Origin of the sequence: Cupriavidus malaysiensis (assembly GCF_001854325.1) — a bacterium.
GTDB classification, from domain to species: domain Bacteria; phylum Pseudomonadota; class Gammaproteobacteria; order Burkholderiales; family Burkholderiaceae; genus Cupriavidus; species Cupriavidus malaysiensis.
In genome coordinates this window covers 1,850,567-1,876,124 of the sequence record NZ_CP017755.1, presented here as the reverse complement: position 1 = coordinate 1,876,124, position 25,558 = coordinate 1,850,567, and the positions used below count along the sequence as shown (strand labels likewise).

The following is a 25,558-nucleotide window of genomic DNA, read 5'->3' as shown; positions in this document are numbered from 1 at the left end:
GCGTGACAGCCCGGTGTGATCGAACGCCTGATTTCCCATGGAGACTCCGATGAAAGCGCCCCCCTTGATCGCGGCCCTGGCCGCAGCCTGCCTGCTCACCTCACTCGTCTCGCCCGGCGCCGGCGCGCAGGCTTTCCCGAACCGGCCGATCCGCCTGGTGGTGCCGTTCGGCGCCGGCGGCATCACCGATAGTGTGGCGCGCCTCGTTGGCCAGGCCTGGGGCGGCAGCCTCGGGCAGGGCGTCGTGATCGAGAACCGGCCGGGCGCCGGCGGCGTGATCGCGGCCCAGGCCGCCGCGCGCGCCGCGCCCGATGGCTATACGGTATTCATGGGCACGGTGGGCACCCAGGTCGTGAACCCGCTGATCTACGCCAAGGGCCGGCTGCCCTATGCGCCCGATACCCAGTTCGTGCCGCTGGGCCTGGTCTCGCGCTCGCCATTCCTGCTGGCGGTCGGCGCCGCCGTGCCGGCCGGCGATTTCCGCGAATTCGTCGGCTACGCCCGCCAGCATCCCGGCGCGCTGAACTATGGCTCGGCCGGCAATGCCAGCGCACCCCATATCGGCATCGAACTGCTGAAGCAGAGCGCAGGGATCAAGCTGGAACACATCCCCTTCAAGAGCGGCGCCGAGGCCGTCAATGCGGCGATCGGCGGCAATGTCGGCGTGGTGCTCGATGCTGCGCCGGTGATCCTGCCGCAGGTGGACGCAGGGCGCTTGCGGGCGCTGGTGGTGGCCGGCCCCCGGCGCCTGCCGGGCGCGCCCGGTGTGCCGACCAGCAAAGAGGCCGGCCTGCCGGCCTTCGACGTCAGTTCGTGGAATGCGCTGTACGTGCCGGCCGGCACGCCGCCGGAGGTAGTGGGCAGGCTGTCGGTGGCGCTGCGCGCCGCCCTGGCCAGTCCCGTCTTGCGTTCCCGCCTGGCCGCACAGGGCAGCGAACCATACAGTGGCAGCGCGCAGGAGTATGCGCAGGTCATGCAGGCGGAGAAGGCCAAGTGGGCGGCGGTGGTCAGCGCGGCCCGCATCACGGCGGAATGAGCGGGCCGGCAGCGTGACTTGCCAGGGGCCGCCGGGTGCGGCCCCGCAGAATCTTCCGTCGACCTGAACAAGCTGAACGATCCGAACGACCCAGGAATACCTAGCAGAGAAACCATCCAGACCATGGCCGATACCCTTACCCTGAAGAAAGACGAATTGATCTCCCGCGCCCAGGCCGACATGCAGTCGAAGCTGTCGATTCCGGAGCGCACCTTGCGCGAGAAGGTGGCGCTGACCTGCCGCATCCTGTTCGACGGCGGCCACGACTCCGGCCTGGCCGGCCAGATCACCGCGCGCGCCGAAGAGCCGGGCAGCTACTACACCCAGCGCCTGGGCCTGGGTTTCGACGAGATCACCGCCGAGAACCTGCTGCGGGTCGACGAAGACCTGCGCGTGCTCGACGGCGACGGCATGCCTAATCCTGCCAACCGCTTCCACTCATGGATCTACCGTGCCCGCCCGGACGTGCGCTGCGTCATCCATACCCACCCCTTCCACGCGGCGACGCTGGCCATGCTGGAGGTGCCGCTGGTGGTGTCGCATATGGATACCTGCGTGCTCTACGACGATTGCGCTTTCCTGAAGAAATGGCCCGGCGTGCCGGTCGGCAACGAGGAGGGCGAGATCATCTCGGCCGCGCTGGGCAGCAAGCGCGCCATCCTGCTGGCCCACCACGGGCTGCTGGTGGCGGCGGCGTCGGTGGAGGAGGCGTGCGTGATGGCCCTGCTGTTCGAGCGCGCGGCGAAGATGCAGCTGGCCGCCATGTCGGCGGGCGCCATCCGGCCGTTGCCCGAGGCCCTGGCCCAGGAGGCACATGACTGGATCCTGACGCCGCGCCGCTCGCAACTGACCTTCGAGTACTACGCCCGGCGGGCCCTGCGCGGCGCCTGAGCCCGGCCCCGATGCCGGCGGCGGCCGTGCGGGTTTGCCTGCCCGGGGGCGGTGGCGCTATGCTCTGCCCACCCGGCGGCGCGGCCGGGCACATCGCCAGGCACCGGGGGACACGGCATGAAACTGGAGTGGGCAGAGGTCCATGCGGGCAGTGCGGGCCGATTCGAAGGCCGGCAGGTCGAGATCGCCGGCTGGATGATCCCGCCCGATGCGGCGGCTCGCGCGGTGGACGGCTTCCTGCTGGTTGCCGAGGCGCCTTGCTGCGGTCCTGGCCTGCCGCAAGACGCGCAGGCCTGCATGGAAATCCGGGCGGCGCTGCCGGTGGCGGTGACGGGGCGGGCCATCGTGCTGCGTGGCTGGCTGCGCAGCGGGGGCGACGATCCCGAGGCGTGGCGCTATCGCCTGGATGGCGCCGTACTGATCGACGCGGCACCGGCCATGCCGGGCCGGCGGGTGTTCCTCGCCGCCGGCGCGGCGCTCGGGCTGGCCGCCTGCGCGCGCGGACCCTTCGCATCCGATGTGGACGCCGCTGCGCCGGGCGAGGCCGCGGCGCCCGCCTGGCAGCCCGCGCCGGGCGCACTGACCATCGACATGCACAGCCACGGCGGCCGCGTCACGGTGTCGCGCGACCCGGCGCTCGGCGACCGGCGCCCCTTCCTGCCACTCGCCGCGCCCATGCGGGCCGGCGGCATGCAGGTGATCTGCCTGGCCATCGTCACCGATACCACGGTCACGCGGGTGTCCGCCAGCCGCCGGAGCTTCGAGCCGTGGCGCAAGCCGGAGCCGGGCGAGCTCCATGCGCTCGGCCAGGCCGAGTTCGCGCGGGCACGGGCCTTGATCGCCCACGAGAAGCTGCAGGTCGTCACCGACGCCGCTTCGCTCGCCAGGCTGGCCCCGGCCGGCCCGAGCGTGATCCTGGCGGCGGAGGGGGCCGATTTCCTCGAGGGCCGCATCGAGCGGGTCGACGAGGCTTACACGGAGCAGCAGCTGCGGCACCTGCAACTGACGCACTACCGCGTCAACGAATTGGGAGACATCCAGAGCGAAGCGCCGGTGCATGGAGGCCTGAGCGATTTCGGCGCGGCCGTGGTGCGCCGCTGCAATGCGCTCGGCTTGGTGGTCGACGTGGCGCACGGCACCTACGACCTGGTCAAGCGGGCGGCGGCGGTGTCGAGCAAGCCCCTGGTGCTGTCTCATACCGCATTGGCGGCCCATCCCGGCGCGCGCAGCCGGCTGGTCTCGCCGGACCACGCCCGCGTGATCGCCGGCACCGGCGGTGTGATCGGCGTCTGGCCCAGCGCCGGGTCCTTCCGCGACCTGGCGGGCATGGCGGACGGCATCAAGCGGATGGTCGACGTGGTCGGCGTGGACCACGTGGGCCTGGGCAGCGATATGCTGGGCTTCATCTCGCCGCCGGTGTTCCGCAGCTACGCGCAACTGCCGGCGCTGGCACAGGCGCTGCTGGCAGGCGGCTTCCGTCCGGCGGAGCTGGACAAGCTGCTGGGCGGCAACTACCGGCGGGTGTTCGAGGCCTCGGTCGGATAGCGCGAGCGCAAGGGGGGCCGGCATTGCCGCTGCACGGTGCGCACAAAAAAAACGCCAGGCGGGTCAGTGCCTGGCGATATGGGTTTCCTGGGCCCCCGGGAGCCACCAAGGGTTGATTGCAGTGTAGTCAGCCGGGCCTGGGGCGACTGTCAACAAATGCAAGGCCGGCATGGCAAAGATGGCGGCGCGGAATGCCTTCCCGGACGGCCTTCGGCCTAGATGTGAGGCCTGCGGCGCCTGTCGCACCCGGATGTCTGCTTGCGGCCACCCGGCGATTGTGTCGGGAGTCTGCCGTGCGTCTTCGAACGGCCCTGGAATAGGGCAGCATCCTTATCCACTCAGCGCGCCGCCAGCTCGGCCGGCCCGCCCAATGCCTTGTAGAGCGCCATGGTGGCGACCAGCCGGTCGAACCGCGTCTGCGCCAGCGCGGCCTGGGCAAGCCGGCGCTTGTGCTTTGCATCCAGCCATGGCTGCAGCGCCGTGGCGCCGGCGCGATAGCGCACGCCGGACAGGGTTTCGGCCTGCTCGGCGGCACGCAGCGCTTGGTCCAGCCGTGTGCCCCGCGTGGCCAGTTGCGCGCGTGCCGCCAATGCGTCTTCGACCTCGGCAAAAGCGGTGTACAGGGTCTTGCGGTAGCGCACCACGGCTTCTTCGTACTCGGCCTGGGCTACGCCGATGGCCGGCTCGATGCGGTACCAGCGCAGGAAGGGGAGTTCCACCCCGGCGCCGAGCAGGGCGGTCGGGTCGCGCAACAGGGAGCCGAGGTCGGCGCTGGCGCTGCCGAGCACGCCGGTCAGCGTCAGCCTGGGGTAGAAACCGGCGCGCACCGCATCGGCTTCGGCCAGGGCGCGGCGCAGGCGCGCCTCACCTTGGCGCAGGTCAGGGCGGCGGCCGAGCAGGCTGGCCGGCAGGCCGGCCTCGACCGCGGGGGGCGGTGCGGAGGACAGGCGCTCGGGTTCGGCGGCCGCCTGCCCGGGCGGCCGGTCGAACAGGATGGCGAAGGCGTGGCGATTCTCGGTGCGCGCCTGTTCCAGCAGCGTATGCTCGGCCTGCAGGTCGGCCAGTTGCTGCCGGGCCTGGGCCAGGTCGAGCCCGGCGGCGGCGCCGGCGCGGTGGCGCGCGGCCACCAGTTCCAGCGTGGCGCGGGCATCGGCCAGGCTGAGTACCGAGAGCGTGATGCGTTCGTTGAGCAGTCCTGCGCGCCAGTAGAGTGTGGCCGTGGTGGCGACGAGGGCGATGGCGGCGGCTTCATGATCGGCCTGGCTGGCCTGCGCCTCCCATTCGGCGGCGCTGCGCAGTTGAGCCAGCCGTCCCCACAGGTCCAGCTCGTAGGCCACGGTGGCATTCAGCTCGCCCGCGTCGCGCCGCGCCTGGCCGTCCAGGCCCCACCGGCGGCTGGCCTGGAGGCTCGCGCCGGGTGCCGGCCACAGGTCGGTGCCGGCGAGGCGGGCGCGCAGGCGCGCCTGCCTCAGCCGCAGGGTGGCGATGGCGAGGTCGGGGTTGCGTGCCAGCGCCGCGCCGATCACGGTGTCGAGGCGCGCGTCGCCGAAGCTGCGCCACCATTCCGGCGATGGTGCCGGTGCCGGTGCGGCTGCGGATCCTGCAGGCGTGCCCTGCCTCCAGTGCGCGGGAATGTCGGGCGCGGGGTCGAGGACGGGCGTTCGCAGGCCGGCGCAGCCGGCCATGGCCCAGGCCAGGGCACACAGCAGCAGGCGCCCGCCACGCGTGCGCGGACGGCCGGGGGACGGGAAGGGGTTTGCCGCGTCATTCACGGTTGAGTGCCTCGATGGGGGTGAGCCGGGCGGCCTTGCGCGCCGGCAGGTAGCCGAAGACCACGCCGACCAGCGTGGCGCACAGGAAGGCGCCGGCCACGGAGAGCGGGGAGAACACCATCTGCCAGCGGCTGCTCGCCAGCGCGAAGACCAGGCCGAGGCCGTAGGCCAGCACGACGCCGATGACGCCGCCCATCAGGCAGACCAGCACCGCCTCCGTCAGGAACTGCTGCATGACATCGCCACGGCGCGCGCCGACTGCCATGCGGATGCCGATCTCGCGCGTCCGTTCGGTGACCGACACCAGCATGATGTTCATCACGCCGATGCCGCCCACCACCAGCGAGATCACCGCCACGGTGGAGAGCAGCAGGGTCAGCGCCTGGCTGGTCCGCTCGGCGGTCTTGACGATGCTGTCCAGGTTGAAGGTGAAGAAGTCTTTCTTGCCGTGGCGCTGCGCCAGCAGCCGCACCACGCCTTGTTCGGCGGCCTTGCCGGGCTGGCCTTCGGCGATGCGCACGGCGAGGCCCTCGAAATGCTGCTGGCCGAACAGCCGGCTGCCGGCGGTGCTGTATGGCAGCCAGACATTGAGGCTCTTGTTGTCGTCGAACATGCTCTTGCGTTCGCGCAGTACCGCGACCACGGTGCACGGCAGGTTGCCCACCAGGATGATCTTGCCGATGGCCTGGCCCTGGCGCCCGAACAGCTTGCGGCGCGTGTTCTCGTCGATGGCCACCACCTGGGCGTGGCGGAGGACGTCCTCGCTGCGGAAGCCGCTGCCGTCGGCCAGCCTCATGCCGCGCACGCGGAACAGGCTTTCGCTGACCCCGTGCACGGCACCGTTGACGTCCACGTTGCGGTGGCGCAGGCGCAGCGTGCGGGTGGTCAGCGGCGTGACGCTGTCGACGTAAGGCAGCGCGCGCAGCGCATCGAGGTCGGCCGCGACCATGGTGCGGATGCTGTCGGCGCGGTCGTCGCCGAAGTCGGCGCCGGGGTAGATCTCCAGGGTGTTGGTGCCGATCGCGCGGATATCGTCCAGCACGTAGCGCTTGGCGCCTTCGCCGATGGCCGTGATCGCCACCACCGAGGTGATGCCGATGACGATGCCGAGCATGGTCAGCGCCGAGCGCAGTCGGTGCGCCAGGATCGAGCGCCAGGCCATCAGGAAGGCCTCGGTGAACCGTTGCCAGCCGCCGCGCAGGCGTGCCGCGGGCGGCGCGGGCAAGGCCTTGGGGGGCGTGCCGGGCCCCGGCGGCGAGGCCGGCGGGCTCCTGTCCGCCGCCGCGCGGGCGGCGGGCGAGGCCGGGCGGTTGGTGCGGTCCGCGACGATGCGGCCGTCAGCCACCTCGATGATGCGTTCAGCGCAGGCGGCCACCTGGCGGTCGTGGGTGACGAGGACGATGGTATGGCCCTGGGCGTGCAGTTCGCGCAGGATGGCCATGACCTCTTCGCCGCTGCGGCTGTCGAGGGCGCCGGTGGGCTCGTCGGCCAGGATCACCTGGCCGCCGTTCATCAGCGCGCGAGCGATGCTGACGCGCTGCTGCTGGCCGCCCGACAACTGGCCGGGGCGACTCGCGCCGCGCCCGCCCAGCCCGAGACGGTCGAGCAGGTGCAGGGCGCGCTCATGCCGGGCCGCGGCCGGAATGCCGGCATAAGCGGCCGGGACCTCGACATTGCCGGCCGCCGACAGGTGGGGCATCAGGTGGTAGCGCTGGAAGATGAAGCCGAAGCGCTCCCGGCGCAGTTGCGCCAGCGCATCGGCGTCCAGCATGGCGACGTCCTGGCCGTCGACCAGGTAGCGACCGGCACTCGGCCGGTCGAGGCAGCCCAGGATGTTCATCAAGGTGGACTTGCCCGAACCCGAAGCGCCGACGATGGCGACCATCTCGCCGGCGGCAATGGCAAGGCCGACGTCGCACAGCACAACGGTTTCGCCGGCATCGGACGGAAAGCGGCGCTCCACTTGCTGGAGCAGCAAGAGCGGCGGACGGGACATCATGCGCTCCGGCTGGTTGCGGGGCGCGCCGCGAGCGCGGGGCCGCGCGCCTGCCGCGCCGCGCGGTTGGAGGCCGGGGCCGGGGCGGCGGCATCGGTGCTGTCTCCGGTGACCACCCGCTCGCCTTCGCGCAGTCCTTCGAGCACCTGGGCGTTGACGTTGTTGCGCAGGCCGGTGCGGACCTGGCGGTGTTCCACCGAACCGTCGGCATGCAGCACGCGCGCGGGGAAGCGGCCGTCGGGCCTGCGCGGGCCGAGCGCCGACAGGGGCACCAGCACGGCCTGCTTCACCGCGCCGAGGACGATGGAGACTTGCGCGGTCATGTCGATGCGCAGGCTGCGGTCGGGGTTGGGCACGTCGAACAAGGCATTGAAGAAGACCGCATTGTTGATTTTCTCGGGCGACGGCTGGATCGCGCGCAGGCGGCCGTGGTAGCGCCGGTCCGGCGCACCGAGCACGGTGAAATAGACCGGCTGCTGCTCGCGGATGCGGATCACGTCCGCCTCGGACACCTGGGCGCGCACGGTCATGGTGCTGAGGTCGGCCAGCTTGAGGATGTTGGGGACCTGGTAGGAGGCCACCACGGTCTGTCCCTCCAGCGTATTGAGCGCGACCACCTCGCCGTCCATCGGCGCGGTGATGCGGGTGAAGCCGAGGTCGGTGCGCGCGGCGGCGACGCGCGAGCGCTGCTGGGCGATCTCGGCGGTGGTCTCGCGCAGGGCGGCCTCCTGCGCGCGCAGCTCGGCTTGCGCCGCCACCAGGTCCTGTTCGGCGCTGGCGTCGTGGGCCCGCATGTCGCGCTGGCGTTGCCATTCGAGGCGGGCCTGGCGCAGGCGCGCCTGGTTGCTGTCGCGTCGGGCCTGCAGCGCGGCCAATGCCGCCTCGGCCTGCAGCAGGACATTGTGCGGCTGCACGGCGTCGATCTGCGCGAGCAGGTCGCCGCGCTTGACGTGGTCGCCCAGCTTGACCTTGAGCGACTTGAGCTGGCCGTTGGCCTGGGCGCCCACCTCGACCTGGCGCAGCGGCTGCAGGACGCCGATGGCCATCACGGCATCCTCGAGGTCGCCGCGTACCACGGGGGCACTGAGGAATTCGGGCTGGGGCGGCGTGCCGAGCCGCCAGGCCAGCCCGGCCCCGGCGAGCGCCAGCAGGCCGAGCGCGCCGAGCAGGAGAGGCAGGCGGCGGCGCCGCGAGAGAGTAGCTTGCATGAGGGGTGCGGACGGGGCGGCGAACCGTTGACCGTCGGAAAGGGTTGGGGAAAGGGTTGGCGAAAGGGGTTGGCGAATGCGGCCCCGGACCGCATCGGTCGGGCTTGCATCTTGGCGCCGGTCACGCGCGCGCGCATCGGCCGGAAGTCCAGTCCTGAGTCCGACCGGAGGCCGTTTCGCCGGCCTCCCCGATGGGCGATACTGGCGCCCATGCCATTTCCCACCGTTCTCTCCCGGCCGTCAGCCGGCCGCGGCGATGCCCCGCCGCCCTCCGCCGCCACGCGCTGGTGGCGCAGCCTGTTCTGGAAATACCTGGGCGCCATGCTTGCCGCCTCGCTGGCCGGCACGCTGCTGCTGGCCGTGCTGGACCTGGCTGGCGCCGGACGGGAACTGCGGCGGGCCTTCGAGCCGGCGGCGCTGGCGCCGCGCATGGCCCGCGAGGCCGCGGCGCTGGGGCCGCTGGCGGGCGTGGACGCCGGGCGCCAGGCGCAGTGCGAGACCTTGATGCTCGGGCTGCTGCTGCGCATGGCCGACCCGGAGTTGCGCATGTGGGCCGACTACGACGGCATGGCCGGCGCCAGCCGGGACGGGCGCCTGGCGTTGCGCTACCGGCGCGCGGACGGCAGCGGCTGCCAGTATCCCGCCCGGGCGGGCGCCCGGCTCGAAGCGGCCATGGGCGCGGCCGCGCCCGGCCGTCCGGCAGGGCGGCTGCCGGACGCGCCGCCACCCGGGCGCTGGGAGGACCTGACCCGGCCCTGGACGCTGGCAGTGGCGATCCACCCGGCGCAGGAGCCCGGCGCCACGCTGACGCTGGGCATGGATGCGCGCAGCCCGCTATCCATGCTCGGCCGCCTCACGCGCGGGGAACTGCTGGACCTGCTGTGCTATCTGCTGATCATCAGCGCCATGTCGGCGCTGACCGTGGCCGTGCTGCTGGTCGGCCGCATCCGTCGCACCGGCCGCGCGGCCGAGACCTGGGCCGCCGGCGATCTCGCGCTGCGCATCAACGATCATGGCGGCGACGAACTGAGCCGGCTGTCGCAGCGTTTCGACCGCATGGCCGATGCGCTGGGCGAGGTGATCGAGGTCAAGCAGGCACTGGCGGCGGCGCAGGAGCGCAACCGGCTGGCGCGCGACCTGCACGATACCGCCAAGCAGCGTGCCTTCGCGCTCGGCCTGCAGCTGAGCGTGCTGCGCCACCTGACCGGCGGCCAGGGCGAGGCGCAGGAGATGGTGCAGACGGCGCTGCAGCTGACCTCGCGGCTGCAGCAGGACCTCGCCGACATCATCCAGCGCTTCGGCGCGACCACCATCGTCGAGGCCGGGCTGGCTGGCACGTTGCGCGACAGCCTCGAACCGATGCTGAGCGGCAGCGGCATCGACTGGTTGCTGCGCCTGACGCCGCAGGACGAGGCCCGGCTGTGTGCCCGGCCTGACGTGGCCGGCCAGTTGCTGCTGCTGACCACCGAGGCGGCGGCCAACGTGCTGCGGCACAGCGGAGCGAGCCTGCTCGAGGTGGACTTCGCCTGTGCCGGCGACAGGGCGTGCTGGTCGGTGCGCGACAATGGCCGCGGTTTCGATCCGGATCGGGGCGGCGGCACGGGCATGGGCCTGGCCAATATGCAGCTGCGCGCCCGGGCGCTGCCGGCGGGGGAGCTGGAGATCCGCAGCGGGCCGGGCAAGGGCGTGCTGGTGTGCGTCACCTTCCGCATGGAGCCGGGTGCGAACCCGGATGCGAGTCAGGAAGAGATCCCGGAAGGAAAGCAGGACGAACAGATGGGATGCAGGACATGAAGACTTCCGTGATGCTGGTCGACGACCACGCCATCGTGCGGCAAGGCGTGCGCAGCCTGCTGGCGCTGACCGAGGATTTCGAGGTGGTCGCCGAGACTGGCGATGGCGCTGAGGCTATCGGGCTGGCGCGCGATACCGCGCCGGACCTGGTGGTGATCGACCTGTTGATGCCCGGCGTGGATGGCGTCAGCGCCATCCGCAGCATACGCACCGTCAGCCCGCGCAGCCATGTGGTGGTGCTGACCTCATCGGAAGAGGACGACCTGGCCTTTGCCGCCATCGAGGCGGGCGCCCAGTCGTTCACGCTCAAGACCATGCTGGGCGACGAGCTGCTGAGCACGCTGCGCCGGGCCGCCCAGGGCGAGGCGGTGATCCATCCGCAGGTGGCGCGGCGCATCCTGCAGGCGGTGCGGCGGGTACGCGAGCCGCAGCGCAATCCCTTCGCCGAACTGACCGAGCGCGAACTCGAAGTGCTGCGCCAGCTCGCGGAGGGCGGCAGCAATGCGCGCATCGCCGCGGCGCTGCACATCACCGAGAAGACGGTGAAGTCGCACCTCAGCAACGTGCTGGCCAAGCTGCACCTGGCCGATCGCACCGAGGCCGTGGCCTTTGCCTGGCGGCAGGGATTGATGAAGGACAGCGCCGGCGGCTGAGCCCGCGTGAACCGGCCCGGCTCGGCCCGGCACATCAAACTTTCCCACAGTTTTCATACAACTTCCCCCGGACATGCGGGCGGCGGGAAGGTAGCGTTCGTTCCTGCGGCGGTGTCGCCGGGCGGCCCGGTGCGCCGGCGCGGGTCCTTGTCCCGTTTCCGGCGCCGCTGCGTAGCGCGGCCATCTGTCTTCTACCGCCCTTTTTCCGTATCCCGTTCCTGCTTTCCTGCGATGACCAGAGCCTTGATTGTCGAAGACGACCTGAAACTCGCGCGGCTGATCGCGCAATACCTCGGTCAACACGGCTTCCTCGTGACCCAGGTGCACCGCGGCGACGCCGTGCTGGCGGCCGTGCGCGCCAGCGCGCCGGACATCGTCGTGCTGGACCAGATGCTGCCCGGCCGCGATGGCATGCAGGTATGCCGCGACCTGCGTGCGGTGTCTCCGGTACCGGTGCTGATGCTGTCGGCACGTGGCGAGAACGTCGACGTGATCCTCGGGCTGGAGGCCGGCGCCGACGACTACGTGGCCAAGCCGGTCGAGCCGCGCGTGCTGCTGGCGCGCATGCGCGCGCTGCTGCGTCGTCCGGTGCAGTGGTTGGCCGAGGTTCCGCGGCTGGCCTTCGACGCGCTGGAAATCGAGCGCAGTTCCCGCACGGTGGTGTTGGAGGGTCGGCCGGTCGATGTCACCACCATGGAATTCGAGATGCTGTGGGCGCTGGCCAGCCGTGCCGGTACCGTGCTGACGCGCGACGATCTCCTCAACGCGGTGCGCGGCGTCGACTTCAACGGCCTGGACCGCAGCGTCGACGTGTGCATCGGCAGGCTGCGCCGCAAGCTCAATGACAATCCGCGCGATCCCGCTCGCATCAAGACCGTGTGGGGGCGCGGCTACCTGTTCGCACGCGCGCGCGAACAGCGGAGCGCGCCGTGTTGAAGGCCTTCCTGCGGCTGTTCCTGTCTGCGGTGGCAGTGTTCTTCTGCGCGGGCCGGCTGATGCCGCAGGCGCAACGCCATGCACCGGCGGCCATGGCTCTCCACCAGGAGGCGCTGACTGGCCGGTTCCACCCGCTGGCGTCCTACTATGCCGTGTCGCTGGCGCTGCTCGCCATCGCCGCCACGGTACTGGCCTGGGCCTGGCTGAGCTGGCGCGACCTCGAAGCGCTGGAACGCGCAGCCCGGCACTCAGAACTCGTAGTTGAGCGAGGCATCGATGGCCAGGCCGAGCGGGTTGGCGGCGAGCGGGCTGTTCGCTGCCGCGCCGAGCAGCCGGCTCAACGCGACATCGGCGGTGGCGAACCAGTGCTTGTTCAGGTAGTACACGGTGCTGACGCCGAAGCCCGCCGATTTGATGCCGCCGCCGGGGCTGTAGGGCGCGTAGCCTGAACTGGCCGCCTGCGCGGCGTCGATGCCGAAGCGGCGTGCCATGTAGCGCGAATCGGCCAAGGTCACGGTGGGGCCGGCGAACCAGTAGAAGGTCTCGCTGCTGCCTGGCAGTGGCAGGTAGGCGCCGATATCCGCGGTCCAGCCGTCATCCGGTGCCAGCGTGCGGCGAGCGTTCACGCGCAGCACCAGGGGAAAGCTCTTGGAGACCACGTATTCGGCGAACAGCTTCGCTTCGGGGGCGGGATTGAGGTTGGGCAGGCCGTGCAGATGGCCAGGGTCGTCCTCGCTGCGCCGGCCGAGATCGTAGGAGAGCGCGATGCCGGCACGCCAGTGCGGTGTGCTGACGAGGTTGATGCCGAGGCCCTCGCCGGTCGAGAGGAACAGCAGGTCGCGGTAGCGGATGTCGATGCTGGGGCCGGCCAGCATGTGGTAGCGCGAGGCGCCATCGTACATCGGCCGCATGATCGCTCCCGCGCCCAGGCGGATGCCCCATTGCGCCGTTTCGGGCTCGAACATCTTCTCCAGCGGAACGCCCGCCGAGTACTGCCATTCGGCCAGCGGCGAGGGGGTCTGGGCGTGCGCCGCGCAGGCGGCCAGCAGGCCGAGCGGCCACAGCAGGCGGCATGCCTGCCCGGGCCGCTTGCGGGCGCTGCCTCTCGACGCAGGTCTAGCGGCGGGCATGCTGGACGGGCGGCGGCGGTACCTCGGCCGGCGGCGGGTCGCTGACCGGCGGAGAGACGGGTTCGCTAGGCTCCGCAGGTGGCCCGGGGGGCGGCGGAAGGATGTCGGGGTCCGGAGTAGTGTGCAATGCGATTCTCCTTGCACGACGCGGCACGCCGCTCGGCTGCACGCTAGTCATGCTAGCTGTGGATCCTGCGTGCCGCCAGCGGCGGAGGCGTGGTGGCGCACGCTGCGAGGCGTCGATGCCCCGGCCTTGTGGCCTTGCGCGGAAGACGCGCGCCGTGCAGTGGCCGGTGCTCCGAATCGCCTATGAGAATGATCCTCTAGGTTATGCGACAAAGTCCTGGCCTGCTGTATGCATCCCGCCCAGGTACGTCAGAAAAACCTCTGGCAATCCGCCAAGCGCCAGCATTTACTAGAGACATCGAGGCAACGCCCGCCGACGGGCCCCGGGTCGAGCCGGACCATGGCCCGGTGGTTTCGCCGCAGGCATGGGCGCGGCGCGCGCCGGTCAACCGCGAAGTCGGGCGGAACCTGCTGTGGCAACTGGCGGGTATCGCCGGTCAGGGCCGACCAGGGCCGGCCGGGACGCCGCGTGGTGCGACGGATGCCTTCCTCGCAGGGGGGCTGCGATGAACCTGCTGACTACGCTTGCGACGCTGTGCCTGGCTTCCTCGATGGCGGTCTCGTCGGTACCGGTCGCCAAACCCCTGCTCGGTATCAGCCCGGGCGAGTTCACCAAACATTTCAATGCCGTGGCCAGGCAAGCGGGCAGCGAACTGAAGCTGCCGGCATTCCGCGTGCAGCGCGGCTGGCATCGCGCGGTGCCTAGCGCCGGTATCTCGGTGCTGGTGAAGCCTGCCGCGGGTGGGCGTGCGCTCGACGAAGTGGTGGTGCTGTGCGGTGCTGCCGAGAAATGCTTCCTGACCATCTGCATGGTCGCGCTCACCCTCGACGACGATGCGGATCTTGGTGTCCTGCAGCGCTTCGTATTGGCCCGCCTGGGCGAAGAACTCGGCAATGTGGGACTGGTGATGTCCGATCTGGCCTATGTCGTCATCTCCGAGGAAAGCTACGTGGCGCTGGTGATCCGGCCTTACGATGCCGGCGATGCCGCGGGCAACCGGCCGCAGGCCGGCACGGGCCCCGCCCAGGTGCTGGCCACGGCTTCCCCCTGACGGGGCGCCCGCCACGCCGCCCGGGCGGACTCCGGGGATGGCCCCGCCACGGGGTGTCTTGCGCGCCACTAAGAGGCGTGAGGAGCGCGCGGCGCAGCCTTCCTGTTGCTTCCCCGCATACGTACTTTTACCTAATGCTGCGATGCGGCAATTCTTTTGCTATGATTAGGGAAAACCCCATAAGGGTATTCCCTAGGAGTCAACGCCATGAGCACCCAATCCGACATCAAGCTGACCGACCAACTGGAACGTGAACTGATCGAGCGCGAGCTCGGCACCCCGCGCCTCGGCTTCGTCGACGACATCAAGCGTGCCGTCGCCGCCGTCCAGCGCACCCTGCTGCGCCTGCAAGGGCAGGCACGCAAGGCCAAGGTCGCCTTCGCCAACGGCTGATCGCAGTACTTCGCGCGCCGCCCGCCAGCCGCGGGCCGCACGGTGAAGCGCATGGCAACGGCCCGTCGTTGCCAGCCAGGCCGGCCAGGCATGCCCGCTCCACGCGAGGTGTCCGGCCGGCTTTGTCATATGCGCCGGGACGCGCCCGGCGCCGTCTTCAGCTCCCGGCCTGCTCTTCGATCCACAGCGACAGCCTGACCTTGTAGGCCTGCTGGATGTGCCGGCGCATGATCTGCTCGGCCAGGGCCGGATCGCGCTGTTCCAGCGCCGCTACCAGGGAGGCATGCTCCTCGTACGAGGCGTGTGCCCGTCCCGGCACCGCAAGCGTGCTGCGGCCGAGCAGGGCCATGGATTCGTGCAGGGAGCGCAGCGTTTTGAGCAGGTAGCGGTTGTGCGCACAGCGATGCAGCGTTTCGTGGAACAGCCGGTTGTTGGCCGCCAGGCGCACGGGATCGTCGGCAATCGCCAGGTCGCGCTCGACGATATCGCGCAGCAGAGACAGCTCCACATCGGTGGCGTGGCGGGCCGCCAGCGCCGCCGCGGTACCCTCCAGGACTTCCCGCATCACGTACAGCTCGCTCACCATGCTGGCGTCGAGCTGCGTCACCATCATGCCGCGATTGGGTTCGTTGACCACCAGGCCTTCCGATTCGAGGCGGGAGAGCGCTTCGCGCACGGGGGTACGGGACAGGCCGAGCGACTCGGCCAGTTCGACTTCGCGCAGGCGGGTGCCGGGGGCGAGCTGGCCGGCCTGGATGGCCGCGCGCAGTTGCTGGTAGGCGCGCTCGGCGCGCGGCAGGGAAGCGTTGGTACCGCCATCGGTGGCGGTGAGTTCGGCAGGAATCATTGGCAAAGCGTTTCTGGTCTTGTGCCAGCGATGATACCCGCTTGCGCGCACAGCACATCATTGCGTGTGAATGACGGCCAAACGGGCGTCGGCCAGGGCGGCTGGCATGACGGCGCGAGGTGCGGGCGCGGGCTATTTCTTGGCTATCTAATTCAATTAACGGCCGGGATTTTTCCACCCGCACCTTATGCGGCGGAGAGCGTCTTCGCCGCCCTCCGCCGGCCCCCTGAACGCCAGCAGCGTCCCTGGCCGTGGCCGTGGCGAAGACAGCCGCAAGCGCCGGCGTGCCCGCCAAGCCGAATCGCGCGGGCCGGATGCCGTCAGTTGGTCTTGGGCAGCGTCAGTGCGTTCATCACGGCCAGGCTCATGGCGCCGACGCCGGTCTTGATCGACGGCTCCGGCACCGGGGCGAAGTAGGGCGAATGGTTCGACGGCAGCGGCGCCGCACCTGGCTTGCGCGAATCGAGATAGCGCTGGAGATCGTAGACACCGACGAAGAAGAACATCGACGGAACGCCCGCATTGACGAAGTCCGAGAAATCTTCGCTGGCGGTGATCGGCGGCACGTGCATGACGTTCTTGCCGTAGGCGCCGCGCAGCACGGCTTCGGTGCGGCTGACCAGTTGCGCATCATTGTTGACCGCCTTGCCGCCGGCCTCGATGCGTACTTCCGGCTCCGGGGCGCCCGCCATGTCGGCCACCGCCCTGGCGGTACGCCGCACGCCGGCCAGCAGTCCTTCACGCACCTCGGGCTTGTAGGAGCGGATCGTGCCGCGCACGATGGCCTCGTCAGGGATGATGTTGCCTACCGTGCCGCTCTGGAAGGCGCCGACGGTCACCACACCGAATTCCTGCGGGTCCTTCTCGCGGCTGACTACGCTCTGCAGGTCGACCACGAAGCGTGAGCCCATCATGATCGGGTCGATGGTCTTGTCCGGGGCCGAGCCATGGCCGCCACGCCCCTTGAAGCGGACCTCCAGCCCATCTGAATTCGACGTGACGGCGCCGCTGTTGAAGCCGATCATGCCGACCGGCGCGGGCGCGGTGTGCAAGGCGAAGGCATAGTCAGGCTTGCCGAAGCGGGTGAACAGGCCCGCCTTGAGCATGGATTCCGCGCCGGAAACCAGCTCCTCGGCGGGTTGCGCGACGAACATCAGCGTACCGTGCCAGCGTTCCTTCAGCGCCACCAGCGTGCGCGCCGTGCCGACCCAGGCCGCCATGTGGATGTCATGGCCGCAGCTGTGCGCCACCGGCGTCGGCTTGCCGTTCCAGTCGGTCACCACCTGGCTGGCATAGGGCAGGCCGGTCTTTTCCGCCATCGGCAAGGCGTCGAGCTCGGTGCGCACCATCACCGTCGGACCGCTGCCGTTGCGGTAGATGGCGACCAGGCCGGTCTTGCCGAGACCTTCCGTGACCTCGAAGCCGAGGCGGCGCATTTCGCGCGCCAGTGTGGCGGCGGTGCGCGTCTCCTGGAAGCCCAGTTCGGGGTGGGCGTGGATATCCTTGTAAAGTGCGTCCAGGTCGGGATAGATGGCGCTCAACTGGGCGTCGACCGCCTGGCGGGCGGCCATGGGGTCGATGGCGCCGCTGTCCTGGGCGCCGGCGGATGCGGCACAAAGGGTCAGCAGGGCGGTGCAGGCGAGCTGCACGGCTCGGCGGCGATGGCTCATGCGGGTTGTCTCCTCGTCGATCATGGCTGGTGCGCGTGGTGGCCGCTACGGGCCGGCTCTGGCCTGCGCATCCAGCGCCAGAGTATTGGCGGCGGCATCGCCAGCTGTCAACGCGGCCGCCGGTGGCATCCTGCTCAGGCCTGCGCGGCCTCGGCGAGTGGCGCGGCCTTGCCGGCCACCGCATCGGGCGCCAGGAAGGCCACCACGCGGGCCAGCACATCGGGGTCGCGCAGGATGCGGCGGTGGCCGAGTTCGTCGGTGGTATGGAGACGGGCGCCAGGCCAGGCGCCGGCAATGGCCGCGCCGTCTTCCCAGGCGACCTCGCGGTCGCCGCGATCATGGACCACCAGCGTGCGCGGTACCTGGCGCTCGCGACCGACCGCCGGCACGTTGAAGGCGGACCAGGACATGCCCATCCATTGTTCGGCATGTTGCTGTACGCGCTGCACGACAGCAGGTCCGATGCCGAGGCGCCAGGCCTGCGCGGAGACCGCACGGAACATGTCGGCCGGCGCGCCGATCAGGACCGCATGCGAGGGCAGCAGGCCCTCGCGAAACGCCTGCGCGGCAGCCGCGCCGCCCAGCGAGTGCGCTACCACGGCGTGGACCGGGCCGACATGCCAGGCAGCAGCCAGCAGTGCGCGCGCCATCTCCGGCAAGGCGGACCGTCGCGGCCCCTGCGCGCCGGCATCCGAGGCGCCGTGGCACAAGGCATCGAATGCGGCCACGCGAAAGCCGGCCTGCAGCAGAGCGGGCACGAGGGCATGCCACTGGCCCGCATGGCCGCCCCATCCGTGCGCCAGCAGGACCGTCGGGCCGCGGCTGCCCCAGCGATAGACGCGGATGCGGCGGCTGCCACCCTGGCCGGTCACCAGGGCCCAGTCCGCGCGTGCGCTGTCGAGCAGCGACTGCGCGGCCGCGTCGTAGCGCGGGGGCGGGGGCTCGAAGCAGGCGCGCTCGAAAGCCCGTGCGACGCCTTGCGGGTAGACCAGTCCGGCCAATTGCCAGCCCAGTTGCTGCCAGGCCGCCGCTGCGTCCGGCCGGGCGGAGGCGCGGCCCTGCGGCGCGCGCGAGGAGAGGGAATCCGACACGTCACTACCTCCAAGGGGTGGATGCTGCGCAGGTGCGGGCCGGTGCTCCGGGTACCTGCTGTAAAGACCGACCGGTCGTGCTATTTTCGGGTTAAAAAAACGAGGCAGGACCCTCGCCTGGTGGCGAGGGCCGTCTACCTCACACTCGTGCTGCCACCTGATGACGCCCAGATGGCCGGCCCTTGGGGAGGCGCGAGCGTGCCAGCAGGCCGTCGAACGCATCGCGGGCCAGCAGTTGCGCGTCGGCGCGGCCGAGCAGCTGGAACGATTGCTGGAAGGACATGCCGATGCCGACCATCTCGAAGGCGAACTGGCGCGCATCGGTGTCGGGCGGCAGTTCGCCGACCGCGATTGCCCCCTCCACCACGCGCGCGATCACGCCGTGCCAGGCGCCCAGCGCCTGCACTACGCGCTCGCGGATCGGTCCCGGCCGGTCCCGGTATTCCTGTCCCAGGGCCATGAACAGGCAGTAGCCCCGCGTGGCGGAACCGCAGATCCACGCCAGATACCCTTCGAAGAGGGCACGCAGGCGCGCTTCGCCGCGCCGCTCGCGCAGGGCAGGACGTACCACCATGGTGGCGAAGCGCTCCGTGGCCAGTTCCAGCACCGCCTGCTGCAGCGCTTCCTTCGACTTGAAATGCGCGTACAGGCCACTTTTGGACATGCTGGTGTCCTGGGCCAGGGTGGCGAGGGAGAGCGCATCGAAGCCGATGCGGGCGGCCGTCTCGAAGGCTTGCTCGAGGATGGCAGTGCGTGTCAGTTGACCTTTCAACATGGCGCCAGAATAGCACGACCGGTCGTTTTGTAAAGTGTTGTAACGAATTTGCGGTCAACGAGTGATCCACTGTCCCGTTAGAGACGGGGCGGAAGTGTAGATTTGTGCTGAATTTGCCCTTTCAAAGCGTCTATATGTGCGGTTTTCGACGCGCCGTGCAGGGATCAGAAGAAATCTGCACAAAGTGTTGCCGCAATTACATACGGAATGCCTTGCGTGCTCTATACTCGAATGCACGTCCGCGCACTTTTTCAACTGGTGACTGGAGACCGATATGAACAGTACAGCCGTGCCACGTGGCGCTAGCGAACCGTTCCGGCAACTGCGGGCCCTGCGCCGAGCGCGCAAGCTCAAGCAGGAAGATGTCGCCCGAAAGGCCGGGATTTCCCGGGAAGCGTACCTGCGGGCGGAATCGGGTCAGGCTGACCCGCGTATGTCAACTTTCCTGGCCGCATGCGAGGCGCTTGGACTGGAAGTGGTGTTGGCGCCGCAGCAACTTGCTGCCGAAGTCAATGCCTTCATCGCCAGCCGCAACGGCGGCGTGACGGTGGCCTCGATGGCCGGTCCCGCGCCGACGGTCGCCCCCGTGGCGCCGGCGGCCACGCCGAGCCCCGGCGGCTTCGGTTCCGCCCCCGGCGAAGGCCACAAGCCCCTCTAAGAGACAGAGAAGCCGGCAGGCAGGCCCCGCATGGGGTCTCCTGCCACACCGTCCTTGACAGGGCGGGGTGGCTGGCCGCCTCGTTTCCGTTCTCTTGCCTCGCCACAGGTGGCTCGACACCTGTGGCGGGTACACGCCGCCGATGCGGCGCAGGTCTCCTTGCCGACCGCCGTGCCGGTGCGGCGCTGCTGTGCCGGCTCCGCGCGCCGGTTCGTGTCGTGCCCCGCCGTACCGCTTTCCCTCTCCCGCCGTACGCCTGCTGACGCAGGCCCCGCACTGCTTCCTCCACACATTTCCACGCTGACCGCACTGGCTTGCCTGGCGGCATCAGTACCCTGCGCCTTCCGCCCGCAGGGCGGTGCCGGCTCCGTCGCGGCCGCGGATGGCTGCGCCTATGCTTTGGCTCAACAGCCCGTCCGGCGAGGCGTCCGCCGGCATCGTTTGACAGGCGCTGCCAGCGAGGATTACGATATAGTAAATCAATTACGGAATACGTAATTTCGTGTGAGGCATCAGGCGGGTGTCCCCGGCTCAAGGCAGCGGGGTGACGGGCCGCCATGGCGCGCTCCACGGGAGCGGGGCCGCGCGGCCTGACCCGAAACCGGCGCCGGCGCGCCGATTCACCGAGATAGAGGAAGACAGACGAGATGACCCAGACCCAATCGATGGCGGCGCAGTCCGCTGCGGACGGCTATCAGTCCGGCTTTGCCAACGAGTTCGCCACCGAGGCACTGCCCGGCGCGCTGCCGGTCGGCCAGAACTCCCCGCAGCGTGCTCCGTACGGCCTGTATGCCGAGCAGTTGTCGGGCACGGCCTTCACCGCCCCGCGTGCGCACAACCGCCGTTCCTGGCTTTACCGGATCCGCCCGGCGGCGCTGCACAGTCCCTTCACGCAGATGGCGCAGACGCGCTGGCTGAGCCGCTTCGATGAAGTACCGGCTTCGCCCAACCAGATGCGCTGGAGCCCCGAAGCGATGCCTGCCGCGCCGACCGATTTCATCGACGGCATCATCACCATGGGCGGCAATGGCGGTCCCGAGGCGATGAGCGGTTGCGGCATCCACCTGTACCTGGCCAACCGCTCGATGCAGGACCGCTTCTTCTACAACGCGGACGGCGAGATGCTGATCGTGCCCCAGCAGGGGCGCCTGCTGCTGGCGACGGAGATGGGCCGGCTGGAAGTGGAGCCGCAGGAGATCGCCGTGATTCCGCGCGGCGTGCGCTTCCGCGTGGAACTGCCGGACGGCGAGGCGCGCGGCTATATCTGCGAGAACTACGGTGCGTTGTTCAAGCTGCCCGACCTGGGCGTGATCGGCTCCAACGGCCTGGCCAACCCGCGCGATTTCCTCACGCCGGTGGCCTGGTACGAAGACCGCGAGGGCGATTTCGAACTGGTGGCGAAATTCCAGGGTAATCTGTGGCGCGCCGATATCGGCCACTCGCCGCTTGACGCAGTGGCCTGGCACGGCAACTACGCCCCGTACAAATACGACTTGCGCCGTTTCAATACGATCGGCTCGATCAGCTACGACCACCCGGATCCGTCGATCTTCCTGGTGTTGCAATCGCCGTCGGACACGCCAGGCGTCGATACCATCGACTTCGTCATCTTCGGGCCGCGCTGGCTGGCCATGCAGGATTCGTTCCGCCCGCCCTGGTTCCACCGCAACATCGCCAGCGAGTTCATGGGCCTGATCGCCGGCGTGTACGATGCCAAGGCCGAAGGCTTCCTGCCGGGTGGCGCGAGCCTGCACAACTGCATGAGCGGCCACGGTCCGGATGCGGAGACTTTCGAGCGTGCCAGCGCCGCCGACACCAGCGCGCCGCACAAGATCACCGACACCATGGCCTTCATGTTCGAGACGCCCGGGGTGATCCGTCCGACCCGCTACGCGGCGGAATCCGCTAACCTGCAGCCCGACTACTACACTTGCTGGCAAGGCCTGAAGAAACACTTCAATCCCAACCAGCGTTGAACGAGCATGGAACCGGCGCTGCACCAGCGCCGAGGCAGGCGCCCGCGCTGCGGGTGCCCGGCCCGACATAACCCAGACAGACTGAAGTCCTCGGCATGGCCGCCGCCCCCAGGCGCCATGCCGGCCGCATTTTCCGGAGCCCCAAATGACTGATCGCAAGACGAGCTGGATCGAATCCGCCAACGACGGCCAGACCGATTTTCCGCTGCAGAACCTGCCGTACGGCATCTTCTCGGCCAACGGCAAGACCCCGCGCGTGGGCGTGGCCATCGGCGATATGGTGCTCGACCTGGCAGTGCTCGACGAAGCCGGCCTGCTGCCTGCCGCCGCCAAGGGCGCGTTCGACGGCGACAGCCTGAATCGCTTCATCGCGCTGGGCAAGCCGGTCTGGTCCGAGACGCGCCAGCGCCTGACCGCGCTGCTGTCGGGCGACGACAAGGCGCTCGAAGGCAATCCCGCGCTGCGCGCCGCCGCGCTGGCGCCCGCCAGCTGGGTGACCCTGCACCTGCCGGTGCAGATTCCCGGCTACACCGATTTCTACTCGTCGAAGGAGCACGCCACCAACGTCGGCCGCATGTTCCGCGACCCGGAAAACGCGCTGCTGCCGAACTGGCTGGAGATCCCGATCGGCTACAACGGCCGCGCCAGCTCGGTGGTGGTCAGCGGTACCGAGCTGCACCGTCCCAACGGCCAGATCAAGCTGCCGAACGAGGCCCGCCCGCTGTTCGGGCCCTGCCGCAAGCTGGACTTCGAACTGGAGATGGGCTTCATCGTCGGCAAGGATTCGGCGCTGGGCGCGCCGGTCAGCACCGCGGCCGCACCGGAGCACATGTTCGGCATGGTGCTGCTGAACGACTGGAGCGCGCGCGATATCCAGCAATGGGAATACGTGCCGCTCGGACCGTTCAATAGCAAGACCTTCGGCACGTCGATCTCGCCCTGGGTGGTGACGATGGAAGCGCTGGAGCCGTTCCGCCGCGACAACCCGGCGCAATCGCCCGAGCCGCTGTCCTACCTGCGCCAGCAGGCCCGCAACGCCTACGACATCGACCTGGAGGTGCTGCTGCGCGCCGACGGCGCGGAAGACGCCGCCACTATCAGCCGCACCAACTTCAAGGCGATGTACTGGACCATGGCGCAGCAACTGGCCCACCACACGGTGTCCGGCTGCAATGTCCGCGTCGGCGACCTGATGGGCTCCGGCACCATCAGCGGCACCACGCCGGATTCCTATGGCAGCCTGCTGGAACTGACGCGCAACGGCGCCGAGCCGGTCACGCTGCCTGGCGGCGCCAAGCGCGGCTTCCTGGAGGATGGCGACGAGGTGGTGATGCGTGGCTGGTGCCAGGGCGACGGCTATCGCATCGGCTTCGGCGAGGTGCGTGGCCGCATCCTGCCGGCCATCGCTGCCTGAGCGAGCCTGAAGCGGCTGTTGCCGCTGAAGGGAATGGGCGGCCCGCCGCCGCCCATCACTGCATCCATCACCGCGCCCCACCGCGCCCATCGCTGCATTCAGGGGCGCGGTACTTCCAGCAACACGGCGGCCCGGCCTTCCAGCAGGCAGCGTCCGTCTGCGCTGAGCGTGAACAGGTAGAGCACGCGATCGCCGTCCGCGCCGGCGCGTTCTGCCTCGATGCGCAGCGGCGCGGCGATGTTGTCGAGGCGTTCGACGTGCATGGCAAGCTTGCGCACGCTGGCGAGATAGCCCAGGGCAGGGCGCCCGCCGCCGGCGCGCAGCGCCGCACCGTGCGCGGCCATCGCCTGCGCCGCATACTCGATGCCGCAGACCGCAGCCAACCTGCCGGCCGCGCGCAGCGGATTGGCCGGATCGGCATGGCTGCGCGCACTGCAGACGATGCGGTCCGCATCGAGTTCCAGGACGCTGTCGAGCAGGCACATGGCGCCGTGGTGGGGAATCCGCGCCGCAATCCATTCGTGCGGCAATGGTGCCGCCGGCATGCCGCTGCGCGCGGCCGGTTCAGCCTGCACCGTCTGCTCCATGGGGCGTGACCGTGGCGCGCAACCGCAGTTCATCCAGATAGTCCAGCACGACGCTGCCACCGCTGCCGCCGGCAAGCACGCGCAGCAGCGGCAGGGCGCGTGCCGACGGCACGCCGCTGCGCAGCATCTCCAGCGCCGGCTCGGCCAGTGTGGTCGCGGCCTCTGCGCTCCATGCCAGGTCGAGGCGGGCCAGCGTATGCGGTCCGGCCGATGCAGCCAGCACCAGTCCCAGCCCGAAGCAGTCGGGAATCGGCCGATGCGTGCGCAGCGGCTCGGGATAGTCCGTGTCGTAGGCCACCAGCAGGCAAGCCCCGCCGTCGCAGGCAAGCAGGCTCATCGCATCGAGCAGGCCGGCGCCGAAGCTGGCATCGTGGGCAGTCAGCACATTGGACGCGGTCATCGCGCCGCAGGCGATGCTCCAATAGCCCGCCGCCGCATTGTGAACCGAATTATGGAAGCGGGTTGGCGACAGGGAGCGATCCTCTCCGGCTAATGTTTCGCAGATAGCGTGATAGTTGTAGCCGTCGGGGCCCGAGGCGGCGAAGACGGCGGGCAATGCGTCAGCCTGCCATCCGCTGGCTGCCACCGCCTCGCTCGCCGCGTCCAGCGCCACGCGCACGCCCGGGCCGCTGCGCCGTCGTTCGGCGCTCGGCAGCGCGGCCGGCGGCGGCGCTTCGGTGCGCTTCGGGTGGTAAGCGGCATGCCCGGCGAGGATGTCCGCCGCGTGGGGCCAGTCCGGCAGGCCGGGGCCGATCAGCCCGATGCCATCGATCCAGGCGCTCAGTTTCATGCGCGCCCTCCCGCCACGGCGTCGGCACGGCCGAACAGCAGGCTGCAATTGGTGCCGCCGAATCCGAAGGCATTGGATAGAGCGAAGCGCAGCGGCGCGCGGCGGCTGCGCAGCAGGTAAGCGAGCGGCAAGGCAGGATCCAGCACGGTGGTATTGGCGCTGCCGGGCAGCAGGCCGTGCCGCAGGGCCAGCGCGCAAGCCACCGCCTCGATGGTGCCGGCGGCGCCCAGCGTGTGGCCGGTGGCGCCCTTGGTGGAACTGCAGGGCGTGCGCGGCAGCAGGTCGAGCATGGCGCGTCCTTCGGCGGCGTCGTTGCTGCGGGTGGCGGTGCCGTGCAGGTTAACGTAGTCAAGGTCACCGGCTTGCAGGCCGGCCGAGACCAGGGCCTGCGCCATCGCCAGGCGCGCGCCCAGTCCCTCGGGATGCGGCGCGGACATATGGTGGGCGTCGCTGGACTCGCCGATGCCGAGCAGCAGGATGGCGTCGCCCGGAAGTTCTGCGCCATGTGCCGCCGGACGCTCCAGCAGTGCGAAAGCCCCCCCTTCACCGATGGAAATGCCGTCACGGTGTGCATCGTAGGGGCGGCAGGCCTGGCGCGAGACCAGTTCGAGCGAGCTGAATCCGTACAACGTGGTGTGGCACAGTGAATCCACGCCGCCAACCAGGGCGGCATCGATCACGCCGGCCTCGATCATGCGCCGCGCCGAAACGAAGACCTTGGCGCCGGAGGAGCAGGCCGAGGAAATCCCCAGGGCCGGCCCCTGCAGGCCGAAACGCGCACGCAGGTAGGACGCCAGCGAAAACGACGAGTGCGCCTTGGCGTACTCGAAGCCGGCCGGCAACGCACCGGTGAGCGCGTCCCGCCGCCGGTAGGCGAGCTCGGTCTCGAGCACGCCGCCGGTGCTGGTGCCGGCGAAGACACCGATGCGGTGCGTGCCGTAGCGGGCCACCAGGCTCGACACGGCTTGCGCGAAGCCGTCCTGGGCCAGGGCCAGCTCCGCCAGGCGGTTGTTGCGGCAATCGAAGGCCATCAGCGCCGGCGGCAGCCGCACGCTATCCACTTGAGCGACCTCGCCGACATAGGTATCGAGCGCCACATCGCTGAAGCAGCACGGTGCCAGGCCGCTACGTCCTTCGCGCAGGGCCGCGCTCATGGCGTCGAGACCATGGCCCAGGCAACTGGTGGCCGTGAAATGGGAGACCAGAAGGGGAGACACT

Annotated in this window: 22 protein-coding genes; 11 read left to right on the top strand and 11 right to left on the bottom strand. The window is 70.0% G+C overall.

The annotated features are described in order from the left end of the window. Positions 1-49 precede the first annotated feature (49 nt). From BKK80_RS27835 to BKK80_RS35905, 3 genes are all read left to right on the top strand, one after another. Positions 50-1,036 carry a Bug family tripartite tricarboxylate transporter substrate binding protein gene (locus BKK80_RS27835; RefSeq protein WP_071019889.1) on the top strand — a complete coding sequence of 329 codons (987 nt, stop codon included), beginning with the start codon at positions 50-52 and terminating at the stop codon, positions 1,034-1,036. Positions 1,037-1,216: 180 nt separating this feature from the next. Then, positions 1,217-1,927, top strand: a complete 711-nt coding sequence (locus BKK80_RS27830) for an aldolase (protein WP_418235920.1) — start codon at positions 1,217-1,219, stop codon at positions 1,925-1,927. Positions 1,928-2,044: 117 nt separating this feature from the next. Continuing rightward, positions 2,045-3,472 carry a dipeptidase gene (locus BKK80_RS35905; RefSeq protein ID WP_084545784.1) on the top strand — a complete coding sequence of 476 codons (1,428 nt, stop codon included), beginning with the start codon at positions 2,045-2,047 and terminating at the stop codon, positions 3,470-3,472. A gap of 338 nt (positions 3,473-3,810) precedes the next feature. Here the strand turns inward: BKK80_RS35905 and BKK80_RS27820 are convergent, their stop codons facing one another. Genes BKK80_RS27820 through macA form a run of 3 tightly spaced genes read right to left on the bottom strand, consistent with a single transcriptional unit; the run spans position 3,811 to position 8,448 of the window. Further along, a complete protein-coding gene (locus BKK80_RS27820; RefSeq protein ID WP_231908122.1) occupies positions 3,811-5,244 on the bottom strand; it encodes an efflux transporter outer membrane subunit in 1,434 nt (477 codons plus the stop codon). Further along, on the bottom strand, positions 5,237-7,240 hold the full coding sequence (locus BKK80_RS27815) for a MacB family efflux pump subunit (protein ID WP_071040018.1): 2,004 nt from the start codon (positions 7,238-7,240) through the stop codon (positions 5,237-5,239). The genes BKK80_RS27820 and BKK80_RS27815 overlap by 8 nt, the downstream gene beginning before the upstream one ends. Beyond that, entirely contained in the window at positions 7,240-8,448 is a 1,209-nt protein-coding gene (gene macA, locus BKK80_RS27810; protein WP_071040017.1) for a macrolide transporter subunit MacA, read from the bottom strand. The genes BKK80_RS27815 and macA overlap by 1 nt, the downstream gene beginning before the upstream one ends. A gap of 210 nt (positions 8,449-8,658) precedes the next feature. Between macA and BKK80_RS27805 the strand changes: the two genes are divergently transcribed. The 3 genes from BKK80_RS27805 (at position 8,659) to BKK80_RS27795 (ending at position 11,831) form a co-directional block, all read left to right on the top strand. Further along, positions 8,659-10,242: a histidine kinase gene (locus BKK80_RS27805; protein WP_157903356.1), complete on the top strand. Its 1,584-nt coding sequence runs from the start codon at positions 8,659-8,661 to the stop codon at positions 10,240-10,242. After that, on the top strand, positions 10,239-10,895 hold the full coding sequence (locus tag BKK80_RS27800) for a response regulator (RefSeq protein ID WP_084545913.1): 657 nt from the start codon (positions 10,239-10,241) through the stop codon (positions 10,893-10,895). The genes BKK80_RS27805 and BKK80_RS27800 overlap by 4 nt, the downstream gene beginning before the upstream one ends. Before the next feature lie 231 nt (positions 10,896-11,126). Beyond that, the gene (locus tag BKK80_RS27795; RefSeq protein ID WP_071019904.1) at positions 11,127-11,831 is read left to right on the top strand and encodes a response regulator; all 705 of its coding nucleotides are present in this window, start codon (positions 11,127-11,129) and stop codon (positions 11,829-11,831) included. A 248-nt stretch (positions 11,832-12,079) separates the two neighbouring features. On the opposite strand, the gene BKK80_RS27790 is transcribed toward BKK80_RS27795, so the two are convergent. Continuing rightward, positions 12,080-12,961, bottom strand: a complete 882-nt coding sequence (locus tag BKK80_RS27790; RefSeq protein WP_083384508.1) for a MipA/OmpV family protein — start codon at positions 12,959-12,961, stop codon at positions 12,080-12,082. Between the two features lie 632 nt (positions 12,962-13,593). Between BKK80_RS27790 and BKK80_RS27785 the strand changes: the two genes are divergently transcribed. Beyond that, entirely contained in the window at positions 13,594-14,139 is a 546-nt protein-coding gene (locus BKK80_RS27785; RefSeq protein ID WP_071072128.1) for a malto-oligosyltrehalose synthase, read from the top strand. A gap of 207 nt (positions 14,140-14,346) precedes the next feature. Then, on the top strand, positions 14,347-14,532 hold the full coding sequence (locus BKK80_RS27780) for a hypothetical protein (RefSeq protein WP_071019910.1): 186 nt from the start codon (positions 14,347-14,349) through the stop codon (positions 14,530-14,532). A 157-nt stretch (positions 14,533-14,689) separates the two neighbouring features. On the opposite strand, the gene BKK80_RS27775 is transcribed toward BKK80_RS27780, so the two are convergent. The 4 genes from BKK80_RS27775 to BKK80_RS27760 form a co-directional block, all read right to left on the bottom strand. Then, entirely contained in the window at positions 14,690-15,379 is a 690-nt protein-coding gene (locus BKK80_RS27775) for a GntR family transcriptional regulator (RefSeq protein ID WP_071019913.1), read from the bottom strand. A 320-nt stretch (positions 15,380-15,699) separates the two neighbouring features. Next, positions 15,700-17,049 carry an amidohydrolase gene (locus BKK80_RS27770; protein ID WP_071019916.1) on the bottom strand — a complete coding sequence of 450 codons (1,350 nt, stop codon included), beginning with the start codon at positions 17,047-17,049 and terminating at the stop codon, positions 15,700-15,702. A 134-nt stretch (positions 17,050-17,183) separates the two neighbouring features. Next, the gene (locus tag BKK80_RS27765) at positions 17,184-18,140 is read right to left on the bottom strand and encodes an alpha/beta fold hydrolase (protein WP_071072126.1); all 957 of its coding nucleotides are present in this window, start codon (positions 18,138-18,140) and stop codon (positions 17,184-17,186) included. 139 nt (positions 18,141-18,279) lie between these two features. Then, complete coding sequence (locus BKK80_RS27760) at positions 18,280-18,915, bottom strand: TetR/AcrR family transcriptional regulator (RefSeq protein WP_071019921.1); 636 nt, start codon at positions 18,913-18,915, stop codon at positions 18,280-18,282. Between the two features lie 274 nt (positions 18,916-19,189). Here BKK80_RS27760 and BKK80_RS35900 point away from each other — a divergent pair, with 274 nt between their 5' ends. The 3 genes from BKK80_RS35900 to fahA all read left to right on the top strand — a co-directional run bounded on the left by BKK80_RS35900 (position 19,190) and on the right by fahA (position 22,963). Further along, positions 19,190-19,573 carry a helix-turn-helix domain-containing protein gene (locus tag BKK80_RS35900; protein WP_083384510.1) on the top strand — a complete coding sequence of 128 codons (384 nt, stop codon included), beginning with the start codon at positions 19,190-19,192 and terminating at the stop codon, positions 19,571-19,573. 647 nt (positions 19,574-20,220) lie between these two features. Further along, a complete protein-coding gene (gene hmgA, locus BKK80_RS27750; RefSeq protein ID WP_071040013.1) occupies positions 20,221-21,549 on the top strand; it encodes a homogentisate 1,2-dioxygenase in 1,329 nt (442 codons plus the stop codon). A 145-nt stretch (positions 21,550-21,694) separates the two neighbouring features. Then, positions 21,695-22,963 carry a fumarylacetoacetase gene (fahA, locus tag BKK80_RS27745; protein WP_071019929.1) on the top strand — a complete coding sequence of 423 codons (1,269 nt, stop codon included), beginning with the start codon at positions 21,695-21,697 and terminating at the stop codon, positions 22,961-22,963. 98 nt (positions 22,964-23,061) lie between these two features. On the opposite strand, the gene BKK80_RS27740 is transcribed toward fahA, so the two are convergent. The 3 genes from BKK80_RS27740 to BKK80_RS27730 are packed head-to-tail and all read right to left on the bottom strand — an operon-like array spanning position 23,062 to position 25,557. Continuing rightward, on the bottom strand, positions 23,062-23,508 hold the full coding sequence (locus tag BKK80_RS27740) for an ApeP family dehydratase (protein WP_071022533.1): 447 nt from the start codon (positions 23,506-23,508) through the stop codon (positions 23,062-23,064). A 19-nt stretch (positions 23,509-23,527) separates the two neighbouring features. Further along, a complete protein-coding gene (locus tag BKK80_RS27735; protein ID WP_071072124.1) occupies positions 23,528-24,340 on the bottom strand; it encodes a beta-ketoacyl synthase chain length factor in 813 nt (270 codons plus the stop codon). After that, complete coding sequence (locus tag BKK80_RS27730; protein ID WP_071072122.1) at positions 24,337-25,557, bottom strand: beta-ketoacyl-[acyl-carrier-protein] synthase family protein; 1,221 nt, start codon at positions 25,555-25,557, stop codon at positions 24,337-24,339. The genes BKK80_RS27735 and BKK80_RS27730 overlap by 4 nt, the downstream gene beginning before the upstream one ends. Between the last annotated feature and the right edge of the window lies 1 nt (position 25,558).

What these genes read in the sequence shown, in the direction of transcription:
- BKK80_RS27835 (WP_071019889.1), top strand. Translation starts at nt 50, where the DNA reads ATGAAAGCGCCCCCCTTGATCGCGGCCCTGGCCGCAGCCTGCCTGCTC.
- BKK80_RS27830 (WP_418235920.1), top strand. Translation starts at nt 1,217, where the DNA reads ATGCAGTCGAAGCTGTCGATTCCGGAGCGCACCTTGCGCGAGAAGGTG.
- BKK80_RS35905 (WP_084545784.1), top strand. Translation starts at nt 2,045, where the DNA reads ATGAAACTGGAGTGGGCAGAGGTCCATGCGGGCAGTGCGGGCCGATTC.
- BKK80_RS27815 (WP_071040018.1), bottom strand. Translation starts at nt 7,240, where the DNA reads ATGTCCCGTCCGCCGCTCTTGCTGCTCCAGCAAGTGGAGCGCCGCTTT.
- macA (WP_071040017.1), bottom strand. Translation starts at nt 8,448, where the DNA reads ATGCAAGCTACTCTCTCGCGGCGCCGCCGCCTGCCTCTCCTGCTCGGC.
- BKK80_RS27805 (WP_157903356.1), top strand. Translation starts at nt 8,659, where the DNA reads ATGCCATTTCCCACCGTTCTCTCCCGGCCGTCAGCCGGCCGCGGCGAT.
- BKK80_RS27800 (WP_084545913.1), top strand. Translation starts at nt 10,239, where the DNA reads ATGAAGACTTCCGTGATGCTGGTCGACGACCACGCCATCGTGCGGCAA.
- BKK80_RS27795 (WP_071019904.1), top strand. Translation starts at nt 11,127, where the DNA reads ATGACCAGAGCCTTGATTGTCGAAGACGACCTGAAACTCGCGCGGCTG.
- BKK80_RS27790 (WP_083384508.1), bottom strand. Translation starts at nt 12,961, where the DNA reads ATGCCCGCCGCTAGACCTGCGTCGAGAGGCAGCGCCCGCAAGCGGCCC.
- BKK80_RS27785 (WP_071072128.1), top strand. Translation starts at nt 13,594, where the DNA reads ATGAACCTGCTGACTACGCTTGCGACGCTGTGCCTGGCTTCCTCGATG.
- BKK80_RS27780 (WP_071019910.1), top strand. Translation starts at nt 14,347, where the DNA reads ATGAGCACCCAATCCGACATCAAGCTGACCGACCAACTGGAACGTGAA.
- BKK80_RS27775 (WP_071019913.1), bottom strand. Translation starts at nt 15,379, where the DNA reads ATGATTCCTGCCGAACTCACCGCCACCGATGGCGGTACCAACGCTTCC.
- BKK80_RS27770 (WP_071019916.1), bottom strand. Translation starts at nt 17,049, where the DNA reads ATGAGCCATCGCCGCCGAGCCGTGCAGCTCGCCTGCACCGCCCTGCTG.
- BKK80_RS27760 (WP_071019921.1), bottom strand. Translation starts at nt 18,915, where the DNA reads ATGTTGAAAGGTCAACTGACACGCACTGCCATCCTCGAGCAAGCCTTC.
- BKK80_RS35900 (WP_083384510.1), top strand. Translation starts at nt 19,190, where the DNA reads ATGAACAGTACAGCCGTGCCACGTGGCGCTAGCGAACCGTTCCGGCAA.
- hmgA (WP_071040013.1), top strand. Translation starts at nt 20,221, where the DNA reads ATGACCCAGACCCAATCGATGGCGGCGCAGTCCGCTGCGGACGGCTAT.
- fahA (WP_071019929.1), top strand. Translation starts at nt 21,695, where the DNA reads ATGACTGATCGCAAGACGAGCTGGATCGAATCCGCCAACGACGGCCAG.
- BKK80_RS27740 (WP_071022533.1), bottom strand. Translation starts at nt 23,508, where the DNA reads ATGCCGGCGGCACCATTGCCGCACGAATGGATTGCGGCGCGGATTCCC.
- BKK80_RS27735 (WP_071072124.1), bottom strand. Translation starts at nt 24,340, where the DNA reads ATGAAACTGAGCGCCTGGATCGATGGCATCGGGCTGATCGGCCCCGGC.